Below are 22,970 nucleotides of genomic sequence, written 5' to 3'. Positions count from 1 at the left end.
AGTGCCGCATCACGCCGGGGAATGGCGAGCGCAGAAAGCATTCTGGGCGGGCCACTGCCCGCCCTGCCCGGTCAGGCCGCGCCGGCGTCGTGGCTGCGGTGGTAGGACACCGCAGCCTCCACTTCCGCCTTCGAGCCCAGGAACACCGGTACCCGCATGTGCAGGCCGGTGGGCTGCACTTCCAGCATGCGCGCCCGGCCGGTGCTGGCGGCACCGCCGGCCTGCTCTACCAGGAAACTCATCGGGTTGGCCTCGTACATCAGCCGCAGCTTGCCGCCCTTGGGCGCGCACTTGCTGTCCAGCGGGTAGCTGAAGATGCCGCCGCGGGTCAGGATGCGGTGCACGTCGGCCACCATCGAGGCGATCCAGCGCATGTTGAAGTCCTTGCCGCGCGGGCCGTCCTTGCCGGCCAGCAGGTCGCCGACGTAGGCCTGCATCGGCGCTTCCCAGAAGCGCTGGTTGGAGGCGTTGACGGCGAATTCCTTCGTCTCCTCCGGGATGCGCATGCCGCGGGTGGTCAGGAGGAAGCTGCCGACCTCGCGGTCGAGGGTGAAGGCATGGGTGCCGTGGCCGACGGTCAGTACCAGCGTGGTCTGCGGGCCGTACACGCAGTAGCCGGCCGCGACCTGCTCGGTGCCCGGCTGCAGGAAGTCTTCATCGGCGGGGGTGGTCACGCCCTCCGGGCAGCGCAGCACCGAGAAGATGGTGCCCACCGAGACGTTGACGTCGATGTTGGAGCTGCCGTCCAGCGGATCGAACAGCAGCAGAAAATTGCCACGCGGGTACACATCCGGGATCGGCATGCTGTGGTCCATTTCCTCGGACGCCAGCCCAGCCAGATGGCCGCCCCAGGCGTTGGCTTCCAGCAGCACGTCGTTGGCGATCACGTCGAGCTTCTTCTGCGCCTCGCCCTGGATGTTGCCGGTGCCGGCCTCGCCCAGCACGCCGCCCAGCGCGCCCTTGCCCACGGCGATGGAGATGGTCTTGCAGGCGCGCGCCACCACTTCGACCAGCAGGCGCAGCTCCGCATTGACGCGGCCGGCCCGCTGTTCTTCGATCAGGAAGCGGGTCAGGGAGATGTGCGGATGCGACACGGCGACGCCCTTGTGCGGAGACGGGGGACATATTGTCGCCGAAGTCGGCGGGTGGGCGGCATGGCCGCGGGATGACCCGTGGCGCGCGGGACGCCGGAAGTCAGGTCACCTTCCTGAAGATCGTCACGCCCAAGAGGAACAGCACCACCGCGATGATGATCGCGGCCCAGAACAGAAACTTGGCGATCCCGAACGCGCCGCCGGCGATGCCGCCGAAACCGAGCGCACCGGCGATCAGGCCGATCACGGCGAAAATCAGGGCCCACTTCAGCATGGCGTCGACTCCGCAACAGTGAACACGCCGTCACCATGGCGACGGTGGCGTGCAGCCACCGTGAACAGTCAGTCGGCCTGGGTGCCCGCGTGCAGGACGCGATCGGAAACCAGCACCGCTTCCGGCGGATACTCGGCCTCCCCGGCCAGGCGTGCGTAGAGCGGCGCGAAATCCGGCCGGGTGGCGTCCATCAGCTGCTCGAAGCTGTCGATGACGAAATAGGTCTTCTGGTAGCTGTCGATGCGGTAGCGGGTGCGCATCACCCGCTCCAGATCGAAGCCGATCCGGTTCGGCGACGCCGATTCCAGGCAGTGGATCGATTCGCCCTTCGAGCTGACGATGCCGGCGCCGTAGATGCGCAGCCCGTCCTGCTGCCGGATCAGGCCGAATTCCACCGTGTACCAGTACAGCCGCGCCAGCTGCATCAGCGCCTCGGGACCGAAGCCGTGCGCCTTCACCCCGCCCTCGCCGTAGGCCTGCAGGTAGTCGGCGAACATCGGGTCCATCAGCAGCGGCACGTGGCCGAACAGGTCGTGGAACAGGTCGGGTTCTTCGATGTAGTCGATCTGGTCGGCGCGGCGGATCCACCAGCTGACCGGGAAGCGGCGGTTGGCGAGATGGGTGAAGAAGTCGTGTTCCGGCAGCAGTCCTTCTACCGCCACGATCTGCCAGCCGGTGGCGGCGCCGAGGATCGCGTTGAGGTCGGAGAACTTCGGAATCCGGTCCGGCGGCATCCGCATCCGCGCCTGCGCCTGCAGGAAGGCGTCGCAGGCGCGACCGGGCAGCAGGGCCTGCTGGCGCGCATACAACTGGCGCCAGACGTCGTGGTCGTCGTCGCTATAGCTGTCCCACGGCTGTTCCACCGTGCCGGTGGCATAGACCGGCACCGAACCGCGGTCGGTCTGGATGCTTTCGAGGCGGCGTGGCTGCGGCTGTGCGGACATGGCGGGGGCGGCTGTGGTCATCCCCCAAGGGTAGGTGCAACGCTACGCAAGATGTATGCAAAATTGCATCGCATGCGGACAGTAGCGCAATATTCCAGCGTCATGACTCGCATGATTGGAAGAAATGACCGGTATCACCCTGGATCGGATCGATCTGACCCTGCTCGCCGAGCTGCAGCGGGCGGGACGCCAGACCAACGCGGAGCTGGCCGAACGGGTGCACCTGTCGGCCTCGGCCTGCCTGCGGCGGGTGCAGCGGCTTGAGCGTGAGGGGGTGATCGTCGGCTACCGCGCCGAGGTCGATCCCGAGCGGCTGGGGTTGGGCCTGCAGGCGTTCGTGCGGGTGCAGTTGAAGAGCCACGACGCCGAGCGCATCGACAGCTTCGCCCGCCAGGTCAACGCCTGGCCGGAAGTGGTGGCCTGCCATGCCTTGACCGGCGACATGGACTACCTGCTGCACGTGGTGGTGCGCAACCTGGAGCATTTCTCGCGCTTCCTGCTGGACAAGCTGCTGGCGCAGGCGGAGGTGGACGACGTCAACTCCAGCTTCGTGCTGCGCACGGTCAAGCGCGCGCAGGCGCTGCCGCTGGAGGCGGACGCCGGCTGAGTTGGCGCGGCGCTACAGCTGCGCCTGCAGCGCCAGCAGGTCGCGGTCGCGGCCAATGGCTGCTGCCGCCACCAGCACATCGTCGCGGTAGTAGCGCGCCAAGCAGTCATGGGCGGCGGGATCGCCGTCCACTTCGATCCGGTTCCAACCGCTGCCGTGGCCGAGGTAGCGCAGGTCGGTGCCGTAGTGGTGGGTCCAGAAGAACGGGGGGTCATCGAACGCGCGGTCGTCACCCAGCATGTTGTCGGCCACGCACTGGCCCTGCCGCTGCGCGTGCACCCAGTGCTCGACCCGCGCCATCCCGCCGGCGTGCGGATAGCGGGCCACATCGCCCGCGGCATACACCCCGGCGGCCGCGGTGCGCAGGCGGTCGTCGACCACGATGCCGTTTTCGATCCGCAGCCCGGCGGCATCGGCCAGCTGGATCCGCGGGCGCACGCCGATGCCCACCAGCAGCGCGTCCACGGCCAGGGTGTCGCCGTTGGCCAACCGCAGGTTGTGGCCGTCGAAATGCTCGGCCTGGGTCTGCAGGTGGAACCGCACGCCGTGGCTGCGGTGCAAATCGAGCAGGTGCTGCGCCAGCCGGGCGCCGAGGCTGCGTTCCAGCGGCAGCGCTTCCGGCGTCACCACGTGCACCGCCAGCCCGCGTGCGCGCAGCGCGGAGGCGGCTTCCATGCCGATGAAGCCGGAGCCGATCACGGCGATGGTGCCGGCATCGGCGATGCCGCGGATCAGCGCGTCGGCATCGGCCAGGCTGCGCAGGGTGAACACGTTGGGTAGGTCGAAGCGCGGCAGCGGGATGCGCGCGGCCTCGGCGCCGGTGGCCAGCAGCAGTGCGTCGTAGCCGAAGCGCTGGCCGGCGCGGGTGGTCACGCGGCGCTCCCGAAGGTCGAGCGCCGTCACCGCGCAATCCAGATGCAGGTCGATGCCGTGCTCGCGGTAGTAGGCGGGCGGCTGCAGCGGAATCCACTCGGCCGGTGCGCTGCCTGCCAGATAGTCCTTGGACAGGTTGGGCCGGTCCACCGGCGGTGCGCTGTCTTCGCTGAGCAGGGTGATGCGGCCGGCGAAGCCGCGCTCGCGCAGGCGTTGGGCGCAGGCGAAACCGGCCGCGCCGCCGCCGACGATGAGGACGTCCTGCAGCGCAGACGCCACGGGCCCGGCTTCGGCCTCGGCCGCGACCTGCTCGCCGCGCACGAACACGCGGTCGCCCTCCACTTTCACTTTCCAGCAGTCCAGCGGTGCGAATGCCGGTGCCCGCACCGCCTTGCCGCTGCGCAGGCTGAAGCAGGCGTGGTGCCAGGGGCAGCGGATTTCATCGCCCACCCGCAGCCCTTCGCCCAGCGGCCCGCCGTAGTGGGTGCAGCTGGCGGAGACCGCGTGTGGCCTGCGATCCACCAGCGCCAGCAGCACCGCGGTTGCGCCGACGTGGCCCAGCAGCACGCCATCTGCGGGGATGGACGCCAGCGCCACGCCGGCGGTGAAGTCCGGACCGGAAAGAACTGCAGCCTGTGCCATGTCGCGCTCCGTTGTCCTGTCGACGGGGGAATCCTGCTCCACTGATGCAGCAGGAGCCGCCAGGTTCCCGGGAACCTTATTCGCGCCGCTGCATCTGCCGAGGCAAGACCCCCCTGGAATGCCCCGCCATGCTGAACCCGCTTGCCACCGTGCCGCTGGTTTTCGATGCAAACGACACTGCTGCCGGAACGCCCAGCCCCAGTCGTGCGGAGGCCGAAGCGGCGGTGCGCACGCTGATCCGCTGGGCCGGCGACGACCCGCTGCGTGCGGGCCTGCACGACACCCCGGCACGGGTGGTGCGCGCCTACGAGGAATGGTTCGGTGGCTATGCCAAGGACCCGGCGAGGATCCTCGGCCGCCGCTTCGAGCGTTCGGGCTACGACGACGTCGTGTTGCTGCGCGACATCCCGCTGCACAGCACCTGCGAACACCACATGGCGCCGATCACCGGCGTGGCGCATCTCGCCTACCTGCCGGGCGAACACGTGGTGGGCCTGTCCAAGCTGGCGCGGCTGGTGGATGCGTATGCGCGGCGGCTGCAGATCCAGGAGCGGCTGACGGTGGAAATCGCCGACGCCCTGCAGCGCGAACTGCAGCCGCGCGGGGTGGCGGTGGTGATCCGCGCCAGCCACGGCTGCATGACCAGCCGCGGGGTGCACGTGCACGGCAGCGCGATGGTGACGCGGCGGTTGCTGGGCGCGTTCGAACGGGAGCCGTGGCGCAGCGATATCCTCGCTTCGCTGTCGGCGTGATGGGAGAGGCGCAATGAACACGATTGCAGCAGGCGCCGCGCGCGACTACGCCGCACTGGACGATGCCGCGCTGGTGGCCTGCGTGCTCGGCGGCGAGCGCGATGCGTTCCGGCAGATCATGCAGCGCTGCAATCAGCGCATGTTCCGGGTGGTGCGCGGGGTCATCCGCAACGAGGCCGAGGCCGAGGACGTGGTGCAGGAAGCCTACGTGCACGGCTACGAAAAGCTGGGCAGCTTCCGGGGCGAAGCGTCGCTGGCGACCTGGCTGACCCGCATCGCCCTCAATGAAGCCTATGGTCGCCTGCGCCGGAGGCGCGACAGCGTGGACATCGACGATATCAACAGGGGCGCGCCGGTGGCGGCGCAGCTGATTGCGTTTCCTGGGCACGTGCTGGGCGAGGACCCCGCCGAGGAAGCGGCGCGCGCGCAGCTGCGCCGGCTGCTGGAACAGGCGGTGGATGAACTGCCGGAAGCGTTCCGGCTGGTGTACGTGCTGCGCGACGTGGAAGGCTGCTCGGTGGAAGAAACCGCAAGCGCCCTGGAGATCCGCCAGGAAACCGTGAAAACCCGCCTGCATCGCGCCCGTCGCCAGCTGCGCGAGGTGCTGGCCAGCCGCGTCTCGGCGGCACGGGTGGACGCGTTCCAGTTCATGGGCGCGCGCTGCGCGCGCATGACCGACGTGGTGATGGCGCGGATCGCGGCACTGCCCCGCACGCAGGCTTGATGTCTTTGATGTCCAATCAACAATGGGGTGTGGAATGTTGCTGTATGCCTAGATCGTGTTCCTGGTGGGCGCCTGTGGCGGCCTGGTGCTGGCCTCGTACGTGCTGCGCGGGAAGCTGGCGCCGTGGGCCGTGTCGCTGCTGCACGCCTTGCTGGGTGCCAGTGGCCTGATCCTGCTGGTGGCCGCCATCCTGACCGGCGATGGCATCGGTACTTTGCCGGTGGTGGCGTTGTGCAGCTTCCTGGTGGCCGCCCTGTTCGGTTTCCATCTGGCGTCGATCCACTACGGCAAGCGGGTGGCGCTCAAGCGGGTGGTGCTGACCCATGCCGGTTTCGCGGTGACCGGGGCGCTGCTGCTGATCGCGGCGGTGGTGATGCAATGAGCCATCCCATCCATCCCGCCGTGGTGCATTTCCCGGTGGCCTGCTGGTCGCTGGCTACGGTGGCGGATGTCGTCGGCCTGCTCTGGGCGCCGCCGTGGCTGTGGCCACTGGCGTTCGTGCTGACTGTGCTGGGCTGCGTATCCGGATTGCTGGCGGCGCTGGCAGGGTTCCTGGAGCTGCTCAAGCTGCCGCCCGAGCACCCGGCCGGCCGTACCGCCAATGCGCATATGGGCCTGGCGCTGGCCACCTGGTGCCTGTACGCCGGCAGCGCGTTCCTGCGCCTGCACGACCAGCAGCCGGTACCGCCCGGCACCTGGGCGCTGGCGCTTGGCGGCGCTGGCTTGCTTTCGCTGCTGGCCACCGGCTGGCTGGGCGGCAAGCTGGTGTACGGCTACGGCGTAGGCGTCACCACGCGGGGGGCGTAACCCCCGGCACGATCATTTGCAGTCCGCGTCGCGGCGGAGCCTGTCCAGCAGGCCGGTCTGCTGCGCGCAGCGCGCCTTGCGTTCGGCTTCGCGCTGCTGCGCCGCCTTCGTTTCCACGGCCTGGCGGGCCTGTGCCAGTCGCTGCGCCTGCAGCGCGGCGATCCTGGCGCGGATCTGCGGCAGCGCCGCCTGCGCGGCGCGCTCGCCCTCGAGGATGGCGCGGTTCTTCTGCGCGAAATCGGTAGCGCCGATGTCGTTGACGCTGGGGCGGATCACCACGTCCGCGCGTGCCAGTTCGGCCGCGCCCAGCTTCTGGCCCATGATCGCGATGCTGCGGTTGACGTTGCCGAGCATGCTGGACGGATCCGCCGCGCCGCTGGCCTTGCTGCTGATGTCCACCGCCACCACGAAGTCGGCCCCGAGGTCGCGCGCGGCGTCCACCGGCACCGGGCTGACCACGCCGCCATCGACGTAGTGGTGCTTGCCGATGCCGACCGCCTCGAACACGCCGGGGATCGAGCTGGACGCGCGCACCGCCTGGCCGACGTTGCCGCGCACGAACACCGTGCGCTGGCCGTCTTCCAGCCGGGTGGCAACCACCGCCAGCGGCTTCTTCAGCTTCTCGAAGGTGCGTTCGCCCAGCTGCGCGTTGACATAGTCCTGCAGCTTCTGGCCCTTCACCACGCCGCCCGAGAACAGGCTGACGTCGCGGATGCTGGCTTCGTCCAGCGCCACCGCCTTCTGCTGCAGCGCGTAGGCATCCATGCCGCTGGCGTACAGCGCGCCGACCACGCTGCCGGCGCTGGTGCCCGACACCACCACCGGCTTGATGCCATTGGCTTCCAGCATCTTGATCACACCGATGTGGGCAAAGCCCTTGGCAGCGCCGCCGCCCAGCGCCAGCCCCACCCTGATCGGCGCGACGGCGACCGGTGCGCTGGACGGCGCGACCGCAGGTGCAGGCGGTGCGCTGGCGCAAGCGGCAAGGAGCGTGCAGGCAAGGACGGCAGTAAAGACGCGCATCGGATCATTGGATAACCGGGAAGCGCGCAGCTTAGCGGCGAATGCCGCAACGCCAGCCGAACCGCGGCCATTCCTGCGCGTCATCCCCGCGCAGGCGGGGCTGACCGCCATAATCCCGCCGTCGTCGCCTTCGGAAACCACGATGTCCCACCAGCCCATCGCCGTCCCGCCCTCACGCATCGAACGCTGGCTGCTGGCCGGCGGCGTACTGGCTGCACTGGCGATCTCGTTCGCCATCACCAGCGACCGCCTGACCTGGTTGCTGGAGGTGATCTGGGCCATGGTCGGGCTGGCACTGGTGGCCTGGCGCTGGCAGCGTTTCCCGTTGACCCGGCTGCTGTGCTGGTTGCTGGCGCTGCACGCGCTAGTGCTGATCCACGGCGGTGCCTACACCTATTCGCTGACCCCGGGCGGGTTCTGGCTGCAGGAGTTGCTGGGCACCGAGCGCAATCCCTGGGATCGGCTGGGCCACTGGATGCAGGGCTTTGTGCCGGCCATCCTCGCCCGCGAACTGTTGCTGCGGTTGACGCCGCTGCGCCGCGGCGGTTGGCTGGTCTATCTGGTGCTCGCCGCCTGCCTGAGCTTCTCGGCGTTCTTCGAGTTGATTGAATGGTGGGCCGCGCTGATCTACGGCGCCGATGCCGACGCCTTCCTCGCCACCCAGGGCGACCAGTGGGACACCCAGTGGGACATGTTCCTGTGCCTGTGCGGTGCGGCCACGTCGCTGCTGCTGTTGTCGCGCTGGCACGACCGCCAACTGGGCTCGGCGGTGCTGGCCGGCAAATAGCGCCGGCGCTGCATCCGCGCCGTCACTCGCGACGCCGGAACGGCAACACCTGGCCGCGTGCTTCCGTCGGCGTCTCGCGCTGCCACAGCACCGGCACGTCGTCGGGCGCGCGGGTCTCGAAGGTGCCGAAACCGTCTTCGGCCTTGCGGCGGGCTTGTTCGGCCTCGAACTCTTCCTCCAGCTCCCAGCTGTATTTCTGCCGCGCCGGCTGCGGGTCGCTGCGGCGGAACAGGAAGGCGGAGACGATGCCGGCCAGCGCGCCGCCCAGGTGCGATTCCCATGACACGCCGGCTTCGCGCGGCAGCACGCTCATCAGCATGCCGCCGTAGAACAGGAACGCGATCATGCCGGCGGCGATCGCCGCACGGTCGCGCCGCAGCAGGCCCAGCACGAACACCAGGAAACCCAGCCCATGGGTGATGCCGCTGGCGCCGAGGTGATGCGAACCGGGCTGGCCCAGCAGCCACGCGCCCAGTCCTGCGCCCAGCCACAGCAGCGGCAGCGCGCGCAGGCTGGCCTTCGGATAGACGGTGCCGGCCAGCGTGCCGAGCAGCAGCAGCGCGGTGGTATTGGCCAGCACGTGCGCCACCGAGCCATGCAGCAGCGGCGCGGTCAGCAGGCCCGCAAGCCCCGCGGCCGACTGCGGCACCACCGCCAGGAAGCGCCAGTCGAAGCCCTGCTGCGCGGCGAAGCACAGCCACAGCAGCAGCGCCCCGGCGAGGCTGGCATTCAGCGCGCGACGCACCCGGCCGCGGTCGCTCTGGTGCTGGTGGTCGGTGATGGTGGACATCACACCGAGGTGGGGGGGCGACGGCCGATTGCAACCCGGGCGCGTCCGGGCTTCCCCGGCGCGCGCCCGCCCTGCCGCCGTCAGGCGTGCGGCTTCGCCGGCCGCAGCAGGCTGAGGGCGATGGTGCTGCCGATGATCACCGCCACCGTGCCCAGCGACAGCAGGATCGGCAGCTTGTAGACATCGATCAGCAGCATCTTCATGCCGATGAACACCAGCACCAGCGCCAGCCCGTAGGGCAGCAGGTGGAAGCGGTCGGCCATGCCCTGCAGCAGGAAGAACATCGCGCGCAGCCCCAGCACGGCGAACACGTTGGAGGTCAGCACGATGAACGGGTCGGTGGTGATGGCGAAGATCGCCGGGATCGAATCCACCGCGAAGATCACGTCGGTGATGCCCAGCATCACGATGACGATGAACAGCGGGGTGAACTTGCGGCGGCGGCCTTGGCCTACCCAAAGCGCGCTGCCGTGGTAGCGGCGCAGGAACGGGATGTGCCCGGTCAGCCAGCGCAGCACCGGGTTGGATTCCAGGTCGGGCTCCTGGCCGGCGGCGCGCCACATTTTGATGCCGGTGAACAGCAGGAAGGCGCCGAACACGTAGAGCACCCAGTGGAACTTCGACAGCAGCAGCGCGCCGGCGAAGATCAGGATCGCGCGCAGCACGATGGCGCCGATGATGCCGATCACCAGCGCGCGCTGGCGCTGCATCTCCGGCACCGCGAAATAGTTGAACAGCATCAGGAACACGAAGATGTTATCGACCGCCAGCGCCTTCTCGACCAGATAGCCGGTCAGGAATTCCATGCCGATGTCGGTTCCGGCCTGCGCGCCGAAGCGCTGCCCGGTGTACCACCACAGCCAGCCGTTGAAGGCCAGCGCCAGCGCCACCCAGCCGATGCTCCACCAGGCGGCTTCCTTGAAGCTGACCTTGTGCGGTCCGCCATGCCGCATCAGCACCAGGTCGGCCAGCAGGGCGATGATCACCACGCCGCCGAATGCCAGCCACAAAAGAGGGGTTCCGATCGTTTCCATTGAGAGCTCCGCGCCTTGCGACCGGCGGAGGCGTCCATGCAGGGACGCATGGAAAGGGAGCGCGCTTCGCCGGATGGCGAAGGTCTCACTCACTGGCGGCTGGCCAGCTGCGGCGCCGGGATCAGGGTTGGAGGCCAACCGATCCGTAATGACGACGACCGCACGCGGAGTTACTCCCCTTCTTGGGAGACAATAGCAGACCCCCGTAAAACCGCGTGAATGCCACCATGGCCGAACCCCTGCCCGTCGTCCAGCTCAAGAACGCCTGGAATTCCACCCACCCGTGGATCTTCCAGCGGCTGGTGGAGAAGCCCGCGCAGCGGCCCAAGCCCGGCAGTATTGTGGATGTGGTCGGGGTGGACGGCACCTGGATCGGCCGCGGCTTCTACAACGGCCACTCGCGGATCGCCCTGCGCATGCTGGAGCGCGACCCCGACGTGGCGGTGGACGCCGCCTGGTTCGTGCGCAAGATCGGCGAGGCGATCCAGCTGCGCCGCGAGATCCTCAGGCTGGACGAGATCTCCAATGCCTGGCGCGTGGTCCACAGCGAGGGCGACGGCATCAGCGGGCTGGTGGTGGACCGCTACGACGACCTGATCGTGGTCGAGTTCTTCAGCGCCGGCGCGTGGCGCCACCGCAGCATCATCTTCGATGCGCTGCGCGAGCACTTCCCCGGCTGCCGCTTCCACAGCTTCGCCGACGAGCACGTGCAGAAGCAGGAAAGCTTCGACTACAAGGACACCCAGGGCACCGAGCCGGCCATCGTCACCGAACACGGCATCAAGTTCCGCGCCGATCCGGCCGGTGCGCACAAGACCGGCTTCTTCGCCGACCAGCGCGAGAACCGCGATTGGCTGAGCCAGCAGGTGGCAGGCAAGCGCGTGCTCGACCTGTGCTGCAACACCGGCGGTTTCGGCGTGTACGCGGCGGCGCGCGGCGCCAGTGAAGTGGTGGGGATCGACATCGACCCGGCAGTGATCGAGCTGGCCCGGCAGAACGCCTACCTCAACCACGTCAAGCCGCGCTTCGTGCAGGCCGACATCTTCCCGTGGCTGCGCGATGCGGCGGCGGCCGGCGAACAGTTCGACGTGGTCATCCTCGACCCGGCCAAGATGACCCGCGACCGCGAGCAGGTCATCAACGCGCTGAAGAAGTACCTCGACATGAACAAGCTGGCGCTGGGCGTGGTCAAGCCCGGCGGGCTGTTCGCCACCTTCAGCTGCACCGGCCTGGTCAGCGAGGATCAGTTCCTCGATATGCTGCGCCGCGCCGCGTTCTACGCCGGGCGCACGGTGCAGGTGCTCAAGGTGGCCGGCGCCGGCCCGGACCACCCCTGGCTGGCGCAGGTGCCGGAATCGCGCTACCTGAAGGCGGTGTTCTGCCGCGTGCTGGACTGACGCCTTTCAACCCTGGCGGCGTTACGCGCATCGCACCCCGCATCTCCAACCACGCGGGGCGACAGATGACGGGACGGATCACGGCGGCGCTGCTGGCGCTGGCATTGGCTGGCGTGGGTAGCGCGCCGGCGGCGGCGCAGCGGGTGGACCTGTCGGCGCTGGATGCGGCGATGCCCGGCCCGCCGACCCGGGTGTTGGTGCTGGGGTCGGTGCATCTTTCGCAGGGCGGGGCGGCCGCGTTCGATCCCGCGACCTTGGAACCGGTGCTGCAGCGGCTGGCCGCCTACCGGCCCGGGATCATCACCATCGAGGCCCTGTCCGGCGAAACCTGCGAGCTGCTGCGCCGGCGCGCGATCTACCGGCAGGTCATGGACTACTGCCCGGACGTGGCGGCCGCCCGTGCCGCCACCGGGCTGGACGGCCCGGCTGCGCTGGACGCGATGGATGCGGCGCTGCGGGACTGGCCGGCGCAGCCGACGCCCGCGCAGCGCAGGCGCCTGGCATCGGTCTTCCTGGCGGTCGGTGAACCGGCATCGGCAGTGGTGCAGTGGTGGCAGCTGCCGGAGGTCGAGCGCCGGACCGGCGACGGCCTCGGCGAGGCGCTGGTGCAGGACCTGCGCAAGCGCGAGGCCAACCCCAACGAGAACTACCAGCTCGCGGCGCGACTTGCCGCGCGCCTCGGCCTGCAGCGCCTGCATGCGGTGGATGACCACGTCGGCGACAACCTGGACATCCGCGACGAAGGAGGTTTCGAGAAGGCGATCCGGCAGGCGTGGGCGGGTGCCAGCGAGACAGCGAAACAGGCGCAGGAACGCATCGCCGGGCTGCGCGCGCGCGGCGACCTGCTCGGCACCTATCGGGCGATCAACGCACCGGACTACCTGCAGCCCACCGTGGAGGCGGACTTCGGCCAGGCACTGCGCGATCCGTCGCCGCAGCGTTTCGGCCGCCAGTACGTGGCCGGCTGGGACGCGCGCAACCTGCACATGCTCGGCCACCTGGTCGCGGCCTTCCGCGAGCGCCCGGGTGCGCGCGTGCTGGCGGTGGTCGGCGCCTCGCACAAGCCGTGGTTCGATGCCCTGCTGGGCATGACGCAGGGCGTGGAAATGGTCGACGCGGAGCAGGTGTTGCGCTGACCGGGGGTGGTCGGGGCGTTAGCATGCGCGGCAGGACCGGCGGCATGCGAAGGAGCCCCATGCACCAATTCCCCCGGATGCGGCGGCGATGCGCCTGCTGATCGTCGAGGATTCGCCGACCCTGGCCGCCAGCCTGCAGACCACGCTGGAGCAGGATGGTCATGCCTGCGACCACGCCGGTGATGGCGAGCAGGCCATCGCCTTCCTCGCCGGCCATGACTACGACCTGCTGGTGCTGGACTGGATGCTGCCGCGGCGCGACGGCCTGCAGGTGCTGAGGGCGCTGCGTGGTTCCGGCGCGCGCGCGCGGGTGCTGATGCTGTCGGCGCGCGACACCGTCGCCGACCGGGTGGCGGCGCTGGACGCCGGCGCCGACGACTACCTGGTGAAACCCTTTGCACTGGACGAACTGCAGGCGCGCGTGCGCGCACTGGCGCGGCGCGCGCGCGACGGCGGTGACACCGTGCTGGAGCTGGATGGCCTGCAGGTGGACACCGGCGCCCGCCGCGCGCGTTGGCGGGGCGTCGACCTGCAGTTGTCACCGAAGGAATACGCGCTGCTGGAACTGCTGCTGCGCGAGCGCGGCAAGGTGCTGTCGCGGCCGGCGATCTTCGACCGCCTGTACGACAGCGCCAGCGAATCCTCGGACAAGGTGGTGGAAGTGATCCTGAGTACCCTGCGCGGCAAGCTGGCCAGGGCCGGCGCGCCCGATCCCATCCACACCCGCCGCGGCTTCGGCTATGTCATCGAATAGGCCGCGCGGATGGTCGTTGCGCACCCGCCTGCTGTGGCAGCTGGTGCTGGCGATCGGCCTGCTGCTGGGCGGTCTGTTCCTGGTGCTGGACGTGCTGGTGGACCGGGCGATGTTCCGCCAGCTGGACCAGTTCCTGGAAGCGCGTGCGTCCGCGCTGGCGCAGCAGCTGCAGGTGGACGACGACCCGCGTGCGCACATCCTGCCGGCCTGGGACATCGCCGGCCACACCGATTTCTTCGCCATCTACGACGCCGGTGGGCGGCTGCGCGCCGCCTCGATGAACAGCGGCGAGGGCGCGCTGCGCCTGCCGGCCAGCGTGCGTGGCGACACCCTGCTGCCGGACGGCCATGCCGGGCGCTACCGGGTGCTGCCGCTGGCCGCTGGCCGGTTTGCCGGTGGCCGGCTGGTGATGGCCACCGAGCGCGAGAGCTGGGACCGCACCGAACAGCGCATGCACGGCGTGCTGCTGGCCGGCACGCTGGCGGCGATCGCCGCGGCGGTGCTGCTGTGCCTGCTGCTGGTGCGTCAGGCTTTCGTGCACATGGCGCGCGAGGCGCGGCGGTTGCCGCACGACGGTCCGCCGGAACCCGGCCTGCTGGCGAGCAGCCCACGCGAACTGCAGCCGTTCGTCGAGGCCGCCCACGAGGCACTGCGCCAGTCCTGGGAAATGGCCGGGCGCGAGCGCAGCTTCTCCCGCAGCGTGGCCCACGAGCTGCGCACGCCAGTGGCGGAAATCGCCGCGGTCACCGAACTGGCGCAGCGCCACGATGATCCGGCCACGCTGCGCCAGGCCTTGGCCAGCGTGCGCGACACCAATGCGCGCATGCAGCGCGGCATCGAGGCGTTGCTGGCGCTGGCCCGCTTCGAATCCGGGCAGGAAGCGCCGCAGGCCGATCCGCTGGATCTGGCGGCGCTGCTGCGGCAGCTGGCCGGCAATGGCTGGCCGGCCGACCGGCTGCGCCTGCAGCTGCCGGTAGAGGCCTGGGTGGTCTGCGATGCGGGGATGCTGGAGCGGGTGGCCAGCAACCTGCTGCAGAACGCGCTGGAATACGGAGATCCCGACGTGCCGGTGCAACTGGCGCTGGCGCGGACGCCGCAGGGCTGGTGGCTGCAGCTGCGCAACCGTGCCTCCCGGCTGGCCGAAGGTGATCTGGTCCGCTTCGGCGAACGTCACTGGCGCGGCGGCCGCGACACCGACCCGCGCCACGCCGGCCTGGGGCTGGCGCTGGCGCGGGCGATGGCCACTGCGCTGGGCCTGCAGCTGCGGTTCACCCTCGAAGGCGGCGAGCTGCAGGCCGCGCTGGGGCCGATCCCGGCGCTGTAGAAGCGGTTCGGCCAGCCGGTGGGCGTTCCGGCGCTCCTTAAGCGTGGCGAAAGCTTGCGTATTCAGACTTCGGTCATCCGCCTGACTCCGTCATCGCCATGCGCCGTCTCCCCGCCGTTCTTCTCCTGACCTCCGCGCTGCTGGCGCTCACCGCCTGCGGCTCCTCCAACGACGCCGCGCCAACGGAAGCCGCCCCGCAGGCCGACGCCCAGGGCCGGATCCGCCTGAGCGCCGCGCAGACCGCCAACCTCGGCATCCAGCGCACCCCGGCGGTGGCTGCCGACAGCGTGCCGGTCACCGGCCTGCCGGCCGAGGTCACGGTGCCGCTGGCCTCCAGTGCGCAGGTGACCATGCCGTACGCCGGGGTGGTGACGCGGGTGCTGGTGGACGAAGGCGAGACCGTGCGCCGCGGCCAGCCGATGCTGCGGGTGCAGAGTCGCGAGCTGGTGGCGGTGCAGGCCGACTACGCCAGGGCCCGCGCCGAATCCGGGCTGGCGGCGCAGCAGGCCCAGCGCGACGCGCTGCTGCAACGCGAAGGGCTGATACCGGCCGCGCGCGCGCAGGAAAGCCGGGCGCGGGCACAGGTGGCCAGCGCCAGCCTGCAGCAGGCCGGTGCTTCGCTGGCGCAGCTGCGGCCCAGCGGCGGCGCGGCCGGCGAGTTCGAACTGCTGGCCCCGCAGGCCGGCCGTGTGGTGCACAGGCAGGTGGCGCCGGGACAGGCGCTGGAAGCGTTGGCCGCGGCCTTCACCCTCGCCAGCGACGACCGCCTGGACCTGGAATTCGCGGTGCCGGTGGAACTGGCGACGCAGCTGCGCGTCGGCCAGCCGGTGGCGCTGCCCGGCGGCGCCACGGCAAGCGTGGCGGCGGTGGGTGGCGACGCCGACGCCGGCGCCCAGAGCCTGCGCGTGCGCGCGCAGTTGGCTGCCGGCAGCGGGTTGCTGCCGGGCCAGCAGCTGGACGTGACCCTGCAGCTGCCGGCCCCCGCCGGCGCGGTGGCGGTGCCCGTGGGCGCGCTGCTGCAGGACGGCGATGGCCACCTGCTGTTCGTGCTCGAAGGCGATGCCTGGCGCGGCCTGCCGGTGCGCCTGCTGGGCGGCGACGGGCGCCACGCCATCGTCACCGGCGAAGGGCTGAGCGCCGGGCTGCCGGTGGCGAGCGCCGGCGCCAACCTGCTCAAGACCCTGACGGCGGCGGAGTAGGCCCATGCTGCAACGGCTGATCGCGTTTTCCCTGCGCCAGCGCCTGATGGTGCTGCTGGCGGTGCTGGTGCTGGCCGGCTTCGGCCTGCGCGCCTACCTGCAGCTGCCCATCGATGCCTACCCCGACATTTCGCCCACCCAGGTCAAGCTGATCCTGAAGGCGCCGGGCATGACCCCGGAGGAAGTGGAAAGCCGGGTGGTGGCGCCGCTGGAGATGGAGCTGCTGGGCGTGCCCGACGCGGTGATGCTGCGTTCGACCGCAAAGTACGCGATCGCCGACATCACCCTGGACTTCAAGGAAGGCACCGACATCTACTGGGCGCGCCAGCAGGTGGCGGAGCGCTACGGCAACGTCGTCGACGTGCTGCCGGCAGGCGTCGGCGGCGGGTTGGCGCCGATCGCCACGCCGCTGTCGGACGTGCTGATGTTCACCATCGAGGGCGGCGGCCTGGACCTGCAGGAAAAGCGCACCCTGCTCGACTGGACCATCCGTCCGGCCCTGCGCACGGTGCCCGGGGTGGCCGACGTCAACGTGCTGGGCGGCCACGCGCGCGCCTTCGTGGTGGTGCCGGACCGTGCCCGCCTGCTGGCCAACGGCCTGCAACTGGACGACCTGGTGCAGGCGCTGGAGCGCAACAACCGCAACGACGGCGCCGGTCGCCTGCAGGCCGGCGAGAACGCGCTGATCGTGCGCGTGGAAGGCGCGCTGGCGAATGCCGACGACATCGGCAACGTGGTGCTCAAGCCCGGCATGCCGCCGGTGCGGGTGCGCGACGTGGCGCGCGTGCGCACCGAGGCGATGACCCGCTATGGCGCGGTGACCCGCGACGGCAAGGGCGAGGCGGTGCAGGGCATTGTCGTGGCGCTGCGCGGCGTGGACGCTTCCAAGCTGGTGCATGCGGCCGAGGCGCGGCTGCAGTCGCTGGCCTCCAGCCTGCCGCCGGGAGTCAAGATCGTCCCCTTCTACAACCGCAGCGAGCTGATCGAGCGCGCGGTGGCCACGGTGCGCAACGCGCTGCTGGAAGCCACCGTGCTGGTGGTGGTGCTGCTGCTGCTGTTCCTGGGCGAACTGCGCGCGGCGCTGGTGGTGTCGCTGATGCTGCCGCTGGCGGCGCTGTTCACCTTCCTGCTGATGCAGCTGACCGGCCAGAGCGCCAACCTGATGAGCCTGGGCGGACTGGCGATCGCCATCGGCATGCTGGTGGACGCGGCGGTGGTGGTGGTGGAGAACACCGTGACCCGCCTGCAGCCGGATGCACGCGGCGCGCACCTGCCGCGGCTGCACCGGGTGTTCGACGCCACCCGCGAGGTGGCCACGCCGGTGGCCGCGGGCATGCTGATCATCGCCCTGACCTTCCTGCCGCTGCTGACCCTGGAAGGGCTGGAGGGCAAGCTGTTCGGGCCGGTGGCATTGACGATCGTGTTTGCGCTGGGCGCCTCGCTGCTGCTGTCGCTGACCCTGATCCCGGTGCTGGCCTCGTTCCTGCTGCGTTCGCACGTGGAACACACGCCGTGGCTGATGCGCCAGGTGGACCGCATCTACCGGCCGCTGCTGGACGCCGTGCTGGCGCGGCCCAGGCGCGCCCTGCTGCCGGCGGTGGTGGCGCTGGTGCTGGGCGTGGCGGCCTACCTCGGGGTCGGCAAGAGCTTCATGCCGACCATGGACGAAGGAGACATCCTGGTGCAGATCGCCAAGTCACCGGCGATCTCGCTGCAGCGTTCCGCCGAGCTGGACCTGGCGGTCGGACGTGCGATCAAGGCGAAGGTGCCGGAAGTCGACCACGTGGTGGCGCGGGTGGGTTCGGACGAACTGGGCCTGGACCCGATGGGCCTGAACGAAACCGACATGTTCCTCAAGCTCAAGCCCAAGGCGCAGTGGCGCAACCCGGACAAGGCCTGGCTGGCGGAGGAGATCCGCAAGGTGCTGCACGGCTTCCCCGGCATGGACATCGGCTTCACCCAGCCGATCGAGATGCGCGTCTCGGAAATGCTCACCGGCAGCCGCGGCGACCTCGCCATCAAGATCTTCGGCCCCGACCTTGCCACCCTCGGCACGCTGGCGCACCAGACCGCGGTCGCGCTGGAGAAGGTGCCCGGCGCGCAGGACATCCTCACCCAGACCACCGAGGGTGTGGACTACCTGCAGGTGGTGGTCGACCCGGTGGCGGCCGGCCGCAACGGACTGGCGGTGGCCGACGTGCAGGACGAGCTGCGCGCGCAGATCGACGGCATGCCAGCCGGCACCGTGATCGAACCCGGACGGCGCACGCCGATCCTGGTGCGCGGCGGCGACGAGGTGCGGATGTCGGCGCAGCGCTTCCGCACCCTGCGCGTTGCCCTGCCCAGCGGCGGCGACATCCCGCTGTCCGCGATCGCCACCCTCAAGGCCGGCAACGGCCCGGTCAAGGTGGGCCGCGAACAGGGGTCGCGCTATGCGCTGGTGCAGTCGAACGTGGACGGCCGCGACCTGGTCGGCTTCGTCGAGGAAGCGAAGGCGGCGCTGGCCACCGCGGTCAAGCTGCCGCCCGGCTACCGGATGGAATGGGGCGGCCAGTTCGAGAACCAGCAGCGCGCCGCCGCAAGGCTGGGCCTGGTGGTGCCGATCGCGCTGGCGGCGATCTTCGTGGTGCTGTTCCTGAGCTTCGGCTCTCTGCGGCAGGCGCTGCTGATCCTCGGCAACATCCCGTTCGCGCTGGTCGGCGGGCTGATGGCGCTGTGGCTGTCGGGCGAGTACCTGTCGGTGCCGGCCTCGGTCGGCTTCATCGCCCTGCTCGGCATCGCCGTCCTCAACGGGCTGGTGCTGGTGACTTGCTTCAACCAGCTGCACGACGCCGGGCTGGAGATCGCCGAGGTGGTGCGGCGCGGCGCGCTGCAGCGGGTGCGACCGGTGCTGATGACCGCCAGCATCACCGCACTGGGACTGGTGCCGCTGCTGCTGGCCAGCGGGCCTGGTTCCGAGATCCAGCGCCCGCTCGCCATCGTGGTGATCGGCGGACTGGTGACCTCCACCGCGCTGACCCTGCTGTTGCTGCCGATCCTGTACCAGCGCTATGGCATCGAACCCTCGAAGGAGCGCGCATGAACGATCTGGTGCGATTGAGCCTGGTGTTCCCGCCGCGGCTGGAAACCGCGCTGACCGAAGCCTTGGTGGCCGGGGCCGGCCTGCCCGGCTTCACCCTGCTGCAGGCCGAAGGCCATTCCAGCGACTTCAGCACCGCCTCGGCCGCGGAGCAGGTGCACGGCCGGGTGCAACGGCGGGTGCTGTGGATGCTGCTGCCGCGGGCGCAGGTGGACACCGTTCTGGCGGCGCTGCGCGGGCAGGTGGACGCGCAGGAAGTGCGCTGGTGGATCGAGCCGGTGCTGGCGATGGGGAGACTGGGATGAAACGACTGTTCGTGATCCTGTTGGGCGCCTGCAGTCTCGGTGCGCAGGCGCAGCAGTGGCTGCCCCCGCATGCCGTGGTGCACGAGGCTATCGACATCCAGCCGGATGTGGTCGCGGCGCGCGCGCGGGTGGAGGCGGCGCGTGCGCGCGCCGGCGCCCTCGCGGCCGGGCCGCACGAATTCCAGCTGGATGCGGTGGCGCAGCGGCGCAGTACCGACGAGCTGGGCGGCCGGCAGCGCTTTTCGGAATCCGAATTCACCCTCAGTCGCGCCATTCGATTGCCCGGCAAGGCAGCGCTGGACCGCCGCATCGGCGATGCCGGCGTGGTGGCGGCGGAACTGCGATTGGACGATGCCCGTCACCAGGGCGCGCGGCGCATGCTGGATGACTGGATGGACTGGCTGCGTGCGGCGGAGCACCTGCGCACCGCGGAGGCGACCTCCGCCCTGCTGGAGCGGGAGCGCAGCGGGTTGGCGCGGCGGGTGGAACTGGGTGAATCCTCGCGCAAGGACCTGGATCTGATCGACGTCGAGCGCGCCCAGGCGCAGGCGCGCCTGCTGGCCGCGCAGGCGGCGCTGCATTCGACCCGCGAGGCCATGCACAGCGATTTCCCGGGCCTGCCGATCCCCGCCAGCGCGCCTGCAGTGGACCCGCCGCTGGCGCTGCCGGAGACGCCGCAGGCGTGGATCGACCGGATCATCGCGCGCAGCCATGAGATCGGCGCGCTGGCCGCCGATGCCGAACAGGCCGACGCGCGCGCCGCGCGCGCCCGCGCCGAACGCATCGCCGATCCCGTCCTCGGGTTCCGCCGCCTGGACGAGCGCGGCGGCGCCGAGCAGGTCAACGGCCTGGTCCTGAGCATTCCGCTGGGCGGTCGCTACCGCGCGGCCAATGCGCAGGCGGAGTCCGCCCAGGCCGCCGCCGTGCACGGCGACGTCGCCAGCATGCGCCGCGACATCAGCCGCGAAGCGGTAGTGACGGTGACCGCGGCCGCCACGCTGGCGGCGCAGTGGCAGGCCCAGCGCGATGCACTCGACGCCAGCGAGGCGGCGCTGAAACGCGTCAAGCGAGGCTGGGAACTGGGCGAGGTGGCGGTGGCCGAATGGCTGCTCGTGCAGCGTCAGCACACCCAGATCGCCGCCGCCGAGGCCGATGCCCGGGCCGATGCCGAGCGGGCGCGGCTGCGGGTGCTGGTGGACGCGCACGACCTCTGGCATGACGAGTAGCGGGCGCGCCTACAATGCGCGCACCCAAGCCCCTGCCAGGCCCGCGTCCATGCAGATCGAAACCCATCACTACCACGAGCCGCACCGCAGCCAGCACAGCGGCTGGCTGCGTGCTTCGGTACTCGGCGCCAACGATGGCCTGATTTCCACCAGCAGCCTGGTGCTGGGCATGGCCACCGCGCAGGCGGAGCCGGCCACCATCCTGCTGACCGGCATGGCCGGCCTGGCCGCCGGTGCGCTGTCGATGGCGGCGGGCGAATACGTCTCGGTCAGCTCGCAGGCCGATGCCGAGCACGCCGACATCCGCATCGAGCGCGCGGCGCTGGACCTGCATCCGGAAGCGGAGCTGCGCGAACTCACCCAGATCTATGTGCACCGTGGGCTGGAACCGGAGCTGGCGCGGCAGGTGGCCGAGCAGCTGACCGCCCACGACGACCTGGCCGCGCACCTGCGCGACGAGGTCGGCATCCACGACCTGCAGCGCGCGCGGCCGGTACAGGCCGCGCTGGCCTCGGCGGCTTCGTTCACCGTCGGCGCCCTGCCACCGGTGCTGCTGGCCTGGCTGTGGCGCAGCGGAAGCCTGGCCATCGCCATCGTCGCCAGCACCACCGTGCTGCTGGCGGTGCTGGGCTACGTCGCCGAGCGCGTGGCCGGCGGCGGCGGCATCAAGGGCGCTTGGCGGGTGCTGCTGTGGGGCAGCCTGGCGCAGGCGGCAACCGCGGCGATCGGCTGGGTGTTCGGGGTCAGCGTCGGCTGATCGCGGTCGCAGGCGCTGCGACGCCCGCCGCTACACTGGCGGGATGGATACCAACACGCTCCTGCTGTCGCTGCTGCTGCTCGCCGTCTTGGCCCTCGTCGCGCTGTTGCTGCTGCGTCGGCCTGAGGACCGCATCGCCGCGCTGCTGCGCGACGAACAGCGCGGCGGTCGCGACGAGCTGCGCGGCCAGCTGGACAGCTTCGCCCTGCAGCAGGGCCAGCGCATCGACGGTTTCGGCGCGCAGCTGCAGGCGGTGGCCGCGCGCACCGACCAGCGCCTGGACGAGCTGACCCAGCGCACCGATGCGCGGCTGGACGAACTGCGCGCGGCGCTGACCGAGGACGCCCGCAAGGCGCGGTTGGAGGCGGCCGCCAGCCAGCAGCGCCACGCCGAGTCGCAGGGCCAGCAGCTGCGCGAGATGGGCGAGCGCAATGAACTGCGGCTGGGCGAGCTGCGCGCCACCCTGGAGCAGCAGCTGCAGTCGCTGCAGGCCGACAACGCGGCCAAGCTGGAAGCGATGCGCGCCACCGTCGACGAGAAACTGCACGCCACGCTGGAAACACGCCTGACCGAGAGCTTCGGCAACGTCACCCGCATGCTGGCGCAGGTCCACCAGGGCCTTGGCGACATGAGCAAGCTGGCCGCCGACGTGGGCGGGCTGCAGCGCGTGCTGACCAACGTGAAGTCGCGCGGCATCTTTGGCGAGGTGCAGCTGGCCGGGCTGCTGGAACAGGTGTTCGCGCCCGACCAGTACGCCGCCAACGTCGCCACCATCCCCGGCAGCAGTGAGCGGGTGGAATTCGCGGTGCGCTTCCCGGGTTCGGGTGCCGACGCGGTGGTGTGGCTGCCGATCGACGCCAAGTTCCCGCGCGAGGACTACGAGCGCCTGCTGGACGCGCAGGAACGCGCCGACGTCGACGCCGCGCGTGTCGCCGGCGACGCGCTGGAACGGCGCGTGCGCGAGGAAGCCAAGCGCATCCGCGGCAAATACGTGGCCGCGCCGCACACCACCGAATTCGCGGTGCTGTTCCTGCCTACCGAAGGGCTGTATGCGGAGGTGTTGCGCCGCCCGGGGCTGTTCGAAGGCCTGCAGCGCGAGCAGCGCATCACCATCGCCGGCCCGACCACCCTGCTGGCACTACTGACCAGCCTGCAGATCGGCTTCCGCACCGTGGCCATCGAGAGGCGTTCGGCCGAGGTCTGGCGCATCCTCGAGAAGGCCAAGACCGAATTCGGCAAGTTCGGCGACGTGCTCGACAACGTCAAGAACAAGCTCGACCAGGCCAGCAAGCAGATCGAGCACACCGGCGTGCGCACCCGCGCCATCGAGCGCAGCCTGCGCGAGGTGGACACACTGCCGGGCGACGTGCCCATCGCGCTGGAGCCACCGGCGGCGGATTGATCCCCCGCGGCGGGCACGCGCGCCTGGCAGCGGCGATAAT

General features: G+C 70.5%; 23 protein-coding genes. 16 read left to right on the top strand and 7 right to left on the bottom strand.

All coding sequences use genetic code 11. The annotated features are described in order from the left end of the window. Positions 1–71: 71 nt before the first annotated feature. From ICG51_RS07140 to phhA, 3 genes are all read right to left on the bottom strand, one after another. Positions 72–1,094 carry a class 1 fructose-bisphosphatase gene (locus ICG51_RS07140; protein WP_190279727.1) on the bottom strand — a complete coding sequence of 341 codons (1,023 nt, stop codon included), beginning with the start codon at positions 1,092–1,094 and terminating at the stop codon, positions 72–74. Positions 1,095–1,194: 100 nt separating this feature from the next. Continuing rightward, complete coding sequence (locus ICG51_RS07135; RefSeq protein WP_190279726.1) at positions 1,195–1,368, bottom strand: DUF1328 family protein; 174 nt, start codon at positions 1,366–1,368, stop codon at positions 1,195–1,197. Between the two features lie 68 nt (positions 1,369–1,436). Further along, on the bottom strand, positions 1,437–2,333 hold the full coding sequence (phhA, locus tag ICG51_RS07130) for a phenylalanine 4-monooxygenase (protein WP_223809387.1): 897 nt from the start codon (positions 2,331–2,333) through the stop codon (positions 1,437–1,439). A gap of 103 nt (positions 2,334–2,436) precedes the next feature. On the opposite strand from phhA, the gene ICG51_RS07125 reads away from it, so the two are divergent. Next, positions 2,437–2,919: an Lrp/AsnC family transcriptional regulator gene (locus ICG51_RS07125; RefSeq protein ID WP_190282287.1), complete on the top strand. Its 483-nt coding sequence runs from the start codon at positions 2,437–2,439 to the stop codon at positions 2,917–2,919. A 12-nt stretch (positions 2,920–2,931) separates the two neighbouring features. On the opposite strand, the gene ICG51_RS07120 is transcribed toward ICG51_RS07125, so the two are convergent. Further along, the gene (locus tag ICG51_RS07120) at positions 2,932–4,434 is read right to left on the bottom strand and encodes an FAD-dependent oxidoreductase (RefSeq protein WP_190282286.1); all 1,503 of its coding nucleotides are present in this window, start codon (positions 4,432–4,434) and stop codon (positions 2,932–2,934) included. A 128-nt stretch (positions 4,435–4,562) separates the two neighbouring features. On the opposite strand from ICG51_RS07120, the gene folE reads away from it, so the two are divergent. From folE to ICG51_RS07100, 4 genes are read left to right on the top strand one after another with little or no spacing between them, the layout of a single operon-like run. Next, positions 4,563–5,186, top strand: coding sequence for a GTP cyclohydrolase I FolE (folE, locus tag ICG51_RS07115; protein ID WP_190282285.1), 624 nt, complete (start codon positions 4,563–4,565; stop codon positions 5,184–5,186). A 13-nt stretch (positions 5,187–5,199) separates the two neighbouring features. Then, positions 5,200–5,910: an RNA polymerase sigma factor gene (locus tag ICG51_RS07110; protein WP_190282284.1), complete on the top strand. Its 711-nt coding sequence runs from the start codon at positions 5,200–5,202 to the stop codon at positions 5,908–5,910. Between the two features lie 55 nt (positions 5,911–5,965). Beyond that, a complete protein-coding gene (locus ICG51_RS07105; RefSeq protein WP_223809552.1) occupies positions 5,966–6,292 on the top strand; it encodes a hypothetical protein in 327 nt (108 codons plus the stop codon). Beyond that, positions 6,289–6,717 carry a DUF2231 domain-containing protein gene (locus tag ICG51_RS07100; protein ID WP_190282283.1) on the top strand — a complete coding sequence of 143 codons (429 nt, stop codon included), beginning with the start codon at positions 6,289–6,291 and terminating at the stop codon, positions 6,715–6,717. The genes ICG51_RS07105 and ICG51_RS07100 overlap by 4 nt, the downstream gene beginning before the upstream one ends. Positions 6,718–6,729: 12 nt before the next feature. Here the strand turns inward: ICG51_RS07100 and ICG51_RS07095 are convergent, their stop codons facing one another. Then, complete coding sequence (locus tag ICG51_RS07095) at positions 6,730–7,740, bottom strand: patatin-like phospholipase family protein (protein ID WP_190282282.1); 1,011 nt, start codon at positions 7,738–7,740, stop codon at positions 6,730–6,732. A gap of 142 nt (positions 7,741–7,882) precedes the next feature. On the opposite strand from ICG51_RS07095, the gene ICG51_RS07090 reads away from it, so the two are divergent. Next, the gene (locus ICG51_RS07090; protein WP_190282281.1) at positions 7,883–8,527 is read left to right on the top strand and encodes a DUF2238 domain-containing protein; all 645 of its coding nucleotides are present in this window, start codon (positions 7,883–7,885) and stop codon (positions 8,525–8,527) included. A gap of 22 nt (positions 8,528–8,549) precedes the next feature. Here the strand turns inward: ICG51_RS07090 and ICG51_RS07085 are convergent, their stop codons facing one another. Together ICG51_RS07085 and ICG51_RS07080 are read right to left on the bottom strand one after the other, a co-directional pair. Further along, positions 8,550–9,317 (bottom strand): rhomboid family intramembrane serine protease, encoded by a 768-nt coding sequence (locus tag ICG51_RS07085; RefSeq protein WP_190282280.1) that lies wholly within the window; start codon positions 9,315–9,317, stop codon positions 8,550–8,552. Positions 9,318–9,397: 80 nt separating this feature from the next. Continuing rightward, on the bottom strand, positions 9,398–10,351 hold the full coding sequence (locus ICG51_RS07080; protein WP_190282279.1) for a TerC family protein: 954 nt from the start codon (positions 10,349–10,351) through the stop codon (positions 9,398–9,400). A gap of 227 nt (positions 10,352–10,578) precedes the next feature. Here ICG51_RS07080 and ICG51_RS07075 point away from each other — a divergent pair, with 227 nt between their 5' ends. The 10 genes from ICG51_RS07075 to rmuC all read left to right on the top strand — a co-directional run bounded on the left by ICG51_RS07075 (position 10,579) and on the right by rmuC (position 22,930). Then, complete coding sequence (locus ICG51_RS07075) at positions 10,579–11,748, top strand: class I SAM-dependent rRNA methyltransferase (RefSeq protein WP_190282278.1); 1,170 nt, start codon at positions 10,579–10,581, stop codon at positions 11,746–11,748. A gap of 65 nt (positions 11,749–11,813) precedes the next feature. Continuing rightward, a complete protein-coding gene (locus ICG51_RS07070) occupies positions 11,814–12,884 on the top strand; it encodes a DUF5694 domain-containing protein (protein ID WP_190282277.1) in 1,071 nt (356 codons plus the stop codon). Between the two features lie 88 nt (positions 12,885–12,972). Next, positions 12,973–13,638 carry a response regulator transcription factor gene (locus ICG51_RS07065; protein WP_190282276.1) on the top strand — a complete coding sequence of 222 codons (666 nt, stop codon included), beginning with the start codon at positions 12,973–12,975 and terminating at the stop codon, positions 13,636–13,638. A 16-nt stretch (positions 13,639–13,654) separates the two neighbouring features. Then, the gene (locus ICG51_RS07060; protein WP_190282275.1) at positions 13,655–14,962 is read left to right on the top strand and encodes a histidine kinase dimerization/phospho-acceptor domain-containing protein; all 1,308 of its coding nucleotides are present in this window, start codon (positions 13,655–13,657) and stop codon (positions 14,960–14,962) included. Positions 14,963–15,060: 98 nt separating this feature from the next. Next, positions 15,061–16,161, top strand: a complete 1,101-nt coding sequence (locus ICG51_RS07055; protein ID WP_190282274.1) for an efflux RND transporter periplasmic adaptor subunit — start codon at positions 15,061–15,063, stop codon at positions 16,159–16,161. Between the two features lie 4 nt (positions 16,162–16,165). Continuing rightward, on the top strand, positions 16,166–19,243 hold the full coding sequence (locus ICG51_RS07050; RefSeq protein ID WP_190282273.1) for a CusA/CzcA family heavy metal efflux RND transporter: 3,078 nt from the start codon (positions 16,166–16,168) through the stop codon (positions 19,241–19,243). Beyond that, positions 19,240–19,545 (top strand): DUF3240 family protein, encoded by a 306-nt coding sequence (locus ICG51_RS07045; protein WP_190282272.1) that lies wholly within the window; start codon positions 19,240–19,242, stop codon positions 19,543–19,545. The genes ICG51_RS07050 and ICG51_RS07045 overlap by 4 nt, the downstream gene beginning before the upstream one ends. Next, positions 19,542–20,771, top strand: a complete 1,230-nt coding sequence (locus ICG51_RS07040) for a TolC family protein (protein ID WP_190282271.1) — start codon at positions 19,542–19,544, stop codon at positions 20,769–20,771. The genes ICG51_RS07045 and ICG51_RS07040 overlap by 4 nt, the downstream gene beginning before the upstream one ends. Before the next feature lie 49 nt (positions 20,772–20,820). After that, the gene (locus ICG51_RS07035) at positions 20,821–21,528 is read left to right on the top strand and encodes a VIT family protein (protein ID WP_190282270.1); all 708 of its coding nucleotides are present in this window, start codon (positions 20,821–20,823) and stop codon (positions 21,526–21,528) included. A gap of 43 nt (positions 21,529–21,571) precedes the next feature. Then, positions 21,572–22,930, top strand: a complete 1,359-nt coding sequence (gene rmuC, locus ICG51_RS07030) for a DNA recombination protein RmuC (RefSeq protein ID WP_190282269.1) — start codon at positions 21,572–21,574, stop codon at positions 22,928–22,930. Positions 22,931–22,970: the final 40 nt, after the last annotated feature.

This window comes from Thermomonas sp. XSG (assembly GCF_014678725.1).
Taxonomy (GTDB): Bacteria; Pseudomonadota; Gammaproteobacteria; order Xanthomonadales; family Xanthomonadaceae; genus Thermomonas.
Note: the sequence above shows the minus strand (reverse complement) of the source record. Positions and strands in the feature narration are given on the sequence as shown.